This is a genomic window from Cupriavidus sp. CuC1, from assembly GCF_044627735.1.
Taxonomy (GTDB): Bacteria; Pseudomonadota; Gammaproteobacteria; order Burkholderiales; family Burkholderiaceae; genus Cupriavidus; species Cupriavidus ulmosensis.
In genome coordinates, this window is the sequence record NZ_JBIUHC010000123.1 from 24,065 (window position 1) to 30,320 (window position 6,256).

The 6,256-nt window shown below is 59.6% G+C and carries 5 protein-coding genes; 1 reads left to right on the top strand and 4 read right to left on the bottom strand.

Annotated elements, in window-relative coordinates:
* Positions 1 to 98 precede the first annotated feature (98 nt).
* Positions 99 to 1,070, bottom strand: a complete 972-nt coding sequence (locus ACGLHR_RS37295) for a LysR family transcriptional regulator (protein ID WP_400100321.1) — start codon at positions 1,068 to 1,070, stop codon at positions 99 to 101.
* 180 nt (positions 1,071 to 1,250) lie between these two features.
* Between ACGLHR_RS37295 and ACGLHR_RS37300 the strand changes: the two genes are divergently transcribed.
* The gene (locus tag ACGLHR_RS37300) at positions 1,251 to 2,675 is read left to right on the top strand and encodes an amidohydrolase (RefSeq protein WP_400100322.1); all 1,425 of its coding nucleotides are present in this window, start codon (positions 1,251 to 1,253) and stop codon (positions 2,673 to 2,675) included.
* A gap of 228 nt (positions 2,676 to 2,903) precedes the next feature.
* Here ACGLHR_RS37300 and ACGLHR_RS37305 read toward each other — a convergent pair whose 3' ends face one another.
* The 3 genes from ACGLHR_RS37305 to ACGLHR_RS37315 form a co-directional block, all read right to left on the bottom strand.
* The gene (locus ACGLHR_RS37305; protein WP_400100324.1) at positions 2,904 to 3,302 is read right to left on the bottom strand and encodes a cyclase family protein; all 399 of its coding nucleotides are present in this window, start codon (positions 3,300 to 3,302) and stop codon (positions 2,904 to 2,906) included.
* Positions 3,303 to 3,328: 26 nt separating this feature from the next.
* A complete protein-coding gene (locus tag ACGLHR_RS37310; protein WP_400100326.1) occupies positions 3,329 to 4,471 on the bottom strand; it encodes a hypothetical protein in 1,143 nt (380 codons plus the stop codon).
* A 1,133-nt stretch (positions 4,472 to 5,604) separates the two neighbouring features.
* Positions 5,605 to 6,039: a hypothetical protein gene (locus ACGLHR_RS37315; protein ID WP_400100328.1), complete on the bottom strand. Its 435-nt coding sequence runs from the start codon at positions 6,037 to 6,039 to the stop codon at positions 5,605 to 5,607.
* Positions 6,040 to 6,256: the final 217 nt, after the last annotated feature.

A 6,256-nucleotide genomic window follows, 5' to 3' on the forward strand; every position in this document is an offset into this window, starting at 1 on the left:
GCAGCGCGGATACGCATCAAATAGGAGATAGCGGCATGCAGCACCGGGACGACTCGATTCCTACAAAGAAGGGGGAGCGCCGTGCCTCGACCAGGTGTTCATGTGGCATCTCTCCCGCCGCCATCCAGCAGGCACTCTATCGCGTGAAACAAGCGTCGTTTAGCGGGATCTGCCGAGCTTGCCGACTCCCGAATCACTGAAGTCGTCGCATCGATGAAGCACTTGGCCGCAGCGCCCAGTGGCACGGTCCGTCTATACGTAATGCTGATCTCGACATCTGCCAGCGCGTCCCTGATCGGTAGCACGCAGAGACCATCCTTTGCCACCAGTTGTTCAGCCAGTGGCCATGGCATAAGGCTGAGAAAGTCCGTCTTGGCGATCAGGCTCGTTGCTATCACGCCCGAGTGTGAGATATGGATATGGGGAGTGTAGCGCCTGCAATAGTCGCGAAAGGCGCTCTGGAACATGCCATCAGCGCCCGTGAAATCACGATTGAGAATCCAGGTCGCCCCCTTGAGTTCCCGGAATGCCCGGCAATCGGCCATTGGGTGACCAGCGCGCGCAACAACGGCGTACCCAGCCACAAAGAGCGGCACTTGGGTGAACTCTTCGGGCGACGACAAGGGCATTCTCCCAATCGAAAGATCCAGGGTTCCATCGCGAAGCTTTGGCACCGTCACGGTAAGCAGGCTCTCAAAGAACTCGAGCCGGGTCTCCGGCATGTGAAGTTGAAAGCGGCCGACGATTTCACCAAGCAATGTCATGCCGAGCCAAGACGGAATACCCACCGCCAGAGTTCCCTTGCGCTTGCCCGCGAAGACATCCATTTCCTGCCGGGCGCGCGCCAGCACTCCCACCGTGAGACGTGCATGCTCCAGGAGGACCTGCCCGGCCGGGGTCAACGTGATCCCCGTCGTCTCGCGAACGATCAAGGTCACCCCGACCTCGTCTTCCAATTCACGCACCGCTTTGGTGATGGCGGCAGGTGAGTAATCGGTGGCCTTGGCTGCGTTCCGAATGCTTCCGCTATCGGCGATCGCGACAAGTGCGCGGAGTTGATGAAGCTTCATTGCAATGCAGAGGTTTGGGTTGAGGGTGGGGGCAACCAAAAGTGAACGCCGACACAAATAACTGCCTCCCGGGACCCCAGCTGACGAAATAACCTTTAGCCGGTGGTGGTGCGCCTTCTGAGTGCGCGATCCTTCCAAGTAGTGGCAAACATCAAGCAGCGCAGATCAACTGGAGTTTATGTGAAGCATATAGCAAGCGTCGTGAACCTCGTCGAGGCAAAGCAAGATCGATACATCTCCCTGGCCAATGACATTTGGGCACTGGCCGAAATGCGCTACACGGAGTTCCGCTCCGCCGAGTTACACGCCTCTTTGATTGAGGAGGCTGGTTTCAAGGTTAAGCGCGGTGTAGCCGACATGCCAACCGCCTTTGTCGCCGAATCCGGCTCAGGCGGACCCGTGATCGGGTTCCTCGGCGAGTACGACGCGCTTGCCGGGCTCGGTCAAGAAAGTGGTGCGCTCACCTGCATGCCGGCCGCAGGCGCGCAGACGAGTAACGGACATGGCTGCGGTCATCACCTGCTAGGGTCGGCTGCGCATCTAGCCGCCGTCGTGGCAAGGGACTATTTCGCTGCAAACAATATCGACGCTACCGTTCGCTTCTACGGCTGCCCCGCCGAGGAAGCCGCTGCCGGCAAGACATTCATGGCCCGTGATGGCCTCTTTGATGATGTGGACGTAGCCCTGAGCTGGCACCCGTCTGTCGCCAACTCGGTGTTCATGAACGCCACCTTGGCGAATGTGCAGGCCTACTTCCGTTTCCACGGGAAGGCAGCCCACGCGGCGCTGGCACCGCACTTGGGACGAAGTGCGCTTGACGCAGCGGAATTGATGAACATTGGCGTCAACTATCTCCGCGAGCATATGCCTGACCAGGCGCGGGTGCATTTTGCGTACATCAATTCGGGGGGCGTCTCAACCAATGTCATCCCCGTCCTGGCCGAAGTGCTCTACACGATCCGGGCACCGCGCAGTGAGGACGCACTCGACCTCTTCAGGCGTGTCAAGGATATTGCTGAAGGTGCCGCATTGATGACGGGCACTCGCGTGGAGATGGTTTTCGACAAGGCCTGCTCGAATATCCTGCACAATGACACGCTCGATCTTGTCCTGGACCGCAATATGCGCGCAATTGGGGGACTCGATGTGAACGCAAGCGAAACGGCATTTGCGGCCCAGATCCAGGCCACCGTCAACGCGGATGATCTGGCGAACTGCTCCCGCCACTTTGCCGCCGCCTTGCGCGATCCAAGACCAATCATCACTGAAGTCCTTCCGTATCGCCCTGACGTCGCGCGCCCGGTTACCGGATCGACGGATGTCGGCGATGTCAGCTGGGTGGTGCCGACCACACAGTGCCTGACAGCGTGCTATGCGTGGGGAACGGGCTTTCACTCGTGGCAGATGGTATCGCAGGGAAAACTCTCTCTTGCGCACAAGGGCATGCTGCTTGCAGCGAAAACCCTGGCCGCAACCGCAATCGATCTCGCGGGGGCACCTGACACCCTCTTTGAGGCCAAGCAGGAACTTCAGCGCAAGAGAGGTCATCGACCGTATGAATGTCCAATCCCACCTGACGTGTTGCCTCCCCCCGCGCGCGGCTAGTCCAAGCAAGGAACCCAAGCAGACGGTGTTGTCAGTGGCACGCCGGCTAGGAATCCCGACCAATATCAAAGCGTGATGCGATGCAATCCACGCGATGAAGGATATCTATGTAGTTAACTGCGAAGCACGACCAGTAGTCTGCTGGGGATGCCCCAAGGCATCTGCTCCGACAGACTAAGCGCGCAAAGCGAGCCGATCAAGCAAGTCATTGCCAGCCGGCTCCCGACATTACGTCTCGATCAAGGCGAGTACCCGGCACGGACTACCCGAACCGCGCCGGATTTTAAGCGGCGGCGTGACGAGCACCGCGCCCGTCGGCGGCAATTTGTCCAAATTGACCCGACTCGCCAAGCCGAACTTGTTGTTACCGTGCATGGTGGAATGGCACGGGAACGGGTGCTTGAATGCATAGGCTTGCCCCGCATCGGTGCCGACGGCTTCGGTCCCCCAGCCGATCACCTCGCGCTCCCTGGCGAGAAAAGCTGGCAACTCAGGATGGCCACCAGGCGTGTGTCCGCCATCCTCCTGCACATTCAGGAAGGCGGCCGAATCGGTGCGCAGCGACCAATCGGTGTGCATCAGCACCCACGAACCTGCCGGCAAGCCGGCCAGATCTACATTGCGCATGCTTACTTCGCTGGGGCTGAAGCTATCTATGGCTGGGCGTCCGACAATGGTGCCGGACGCCTGCGAATCCATTCGGCGAAGGCTTCGTCCTCGATGAGGTATTCGCCAACGGCCAGGCGCGCCACGATATTGTCGGCCTGCAGGCGCCGCAGGGCATGGCCTGCCGTGTTTCGGGTGGCCGGCTTGCCGAGCATCACACTGAGTTTCTCCAGACCGGCGCTGGAGTGCAAGTCCGACTCGCCGCGAGCCAGAAGGTACAGCACCGCCTGGTCAGCCGGCTTGCGCTGGCTCCACTGTGTGAGGGAATGTTCGTCGGAAAATACCGATGCTTTTGTGTAGGCGAGCGCTGCGACATCGCCTTGCGGTTGATAGAGCATGTACCGCTCGATGAACCGCTTGAAGAACTCGGGGGTTCGATGTAGCTGATCGAACGCGCGCTTGCCCTGCTCCAGGGTCAGTCTCTGGCGGGCCATGCTGTTCAGCAGCTTGACCGTGAAGGCGACAAATTCGTCGCCAAGCAAGGGGAACGGCTCGAGGGGTGCCCAATTGAAGAATGGCTCCGATGCCCGGGCAAACATTCCGCACAAGTTCGTTTCCGAACTGCCAGCGAAGATGACCTTGATGCGATCCTTGCGAATATCGAGTGCCGCGCGTAGTGCATGGGCAAAATCACTGTGGTCCGCGCCCGCCAGGACCTGCGCTTCGTCGATGACCAGCAGCAGCGGCTTCCTTTTGCGGTCGAGTTGCTTGAGTACCTCGTGCAGGGCCGCGGTCCGATCCATTCCCAGCTTACCCAGCTCAGCCTCCAATGAGCCCTCTACGCCCCCTGGAATCTTTGCAGTGGCTTTTACCTTCCTGACTGGCGCACGAAGCTTCGACAGTAGCACTGCGGCCCCTTTGGGCTCAAGGGCTTCGGCGAGCGCTGCGACGAGCGCGGTCTCCGGCGAATTACGGTTGTCCCAGAGGTTCGTGTACGCCGTCAGATAGCCGCGCTCCACGGCCGCCGGCATGAGGTCTCGACGGAGGAACTCAGTCTTGCCCATCCGCCGGCGCGCGAACAGGCCGCGGGCTGCAGAGAGCTTCAAATCGAATGCATGCAGATACGCGTTGGCCAGCTCTGGGCGCGCAAAGTGCCAAGGGTCCGCCACTGTTGTATCATCTTTTCTCATGGTTTATGAGAACTCTCAAATGTCGTGAGAAACCATGACACAAGGCGCCCTCCCTCCCGTAAAGGGAGCAATCAGGTACAAAGTAACCTTCCAGCAGCTGGAGGGGGAGGCTCAGGTAATCTTGAGGTAGCCATTGATTTCCACAGCGCCGGCATAGACGCTTTTCACGATAGAGTGACCGGTCAAAAGTACTGCGCTTTGTCCTCCTCCGTGGGGTGCCCCGCCGTAGCCGTGACATGCGACCGACCACTGAGTTGGTCGACACATCTCCTGCGCGGACGTTCGGTACAGCAATTCCGGCAGCAGTACGACGGTCCGCTTGCGGGCCCTCATTGCTGCGACGAAATCGGCGGCTTTGCTGTTCGACCCGCGCCACGCCTCTCTGCCACCTTCGTCAAGATGTCGCGCGGAAGGTCGCTTTGCTCCGCAACGTCAATGCCGCTCAGCCTACGTACGACCCCTGTCGGTGGATGCAACGGCTTACGCCACAGAGCGTACGAGTGCCGGCAGTCGCCCCAATGCATCACCGCGAGTAGCCAGGAAGCAGCGTCGGCCTGCACCGGCGCCACTAGGACCCCGGCGCATCGGATCCGCTACCGTTGAAGGTGCGGCAGGTTCGCCCACAATCGGCGCAGCGGTAGCCAAATCCGCCGCGCGCAATTGCCGTAGAACAAAGGAAAGGTGTCACTGTTTCCGAAGCAATGTTGTCAATTCAGCTGCAGCGAAACCGGACGCAACACCAATGAAATCAATGACTTACACTCAGCGAAGGAAAATTGTCACAGCGGAAGGATCGCGAAGGTGTCAATCCAGCGTGTGCGACGCGCCTGCGCGACCCTAACGCTCCGTGCCGCCGTCAATCTGGCGGCCGATCGGAAGCTCGAACGGGAAACGACAAACCTGGCCAACGTCTTGCACCGGCTGTCTTGTGATCGCGGAATGCAGATCAAGTCGGTGCCCGTGGGGCGCCTAGCCAAGGCTTTTGCATCCCAAGCCATACTCAAAGTATGACCGCATCAACGCCTTGCGGTACTCCGGCCTCATAGGTCGAACACTGCCGGGTCACCACACTTGCCCACCATAGCGAGCTCGGCAACGCGCGCAACGATACGGTGCCTCGAGAAGTTGCACGTTCAAGCAGAACGGCGTTTCATGACCGCACCGAGGACAGGCGGACTCCATGGGGTAACGATGAGCAGGACATCGAGCCGCGCTCTCCATTTGATGCAAGAGGCAGTGGTAGCCGCGTGACATACAAGACGACAGTAGCGGAGCACTTCGCAATCGCGTCGCTGCTCGGCGTTCTCGATGAGTGCCATCTGCAGCGTCTTTTTGGGCAAGCCCAAGGCCTCGTTCAGCCGGACAGTATTAACCAATCCCTGCTGCGGCGGAATACTCTTGTAAGGATCCAGGTCCGGCCTCAGCAACCGCATCATAGCGGTACCAGACAACGCATTCGCCATTGTGAAAAGCCGCCGCTTCAGCTTCGGACTGAAGGCTTCAAGGCGGTGCGCGCCGCGCGGTCTGACGATTGCAACCGGCTCCGCTATGCGCAGGGAATCTTCCATGAGATCAATGACTTACAAGCGGGATTCGTAACTTCTCAATAACCCGGGGCAGCCCCGCTGGGGCTTCTCGCGGAAGGACCATCTTTCCCAGAGGCTGGTCATGTTGGATCGAAGCGCTCCCGAACCAGCTTATTCGATCCTCTCAAGCGACCATGTGACGAATTTCGCTTGTAAACGGCGGAGGGCGATGTTAACTTCTGTGGCACCGAATTCCTCC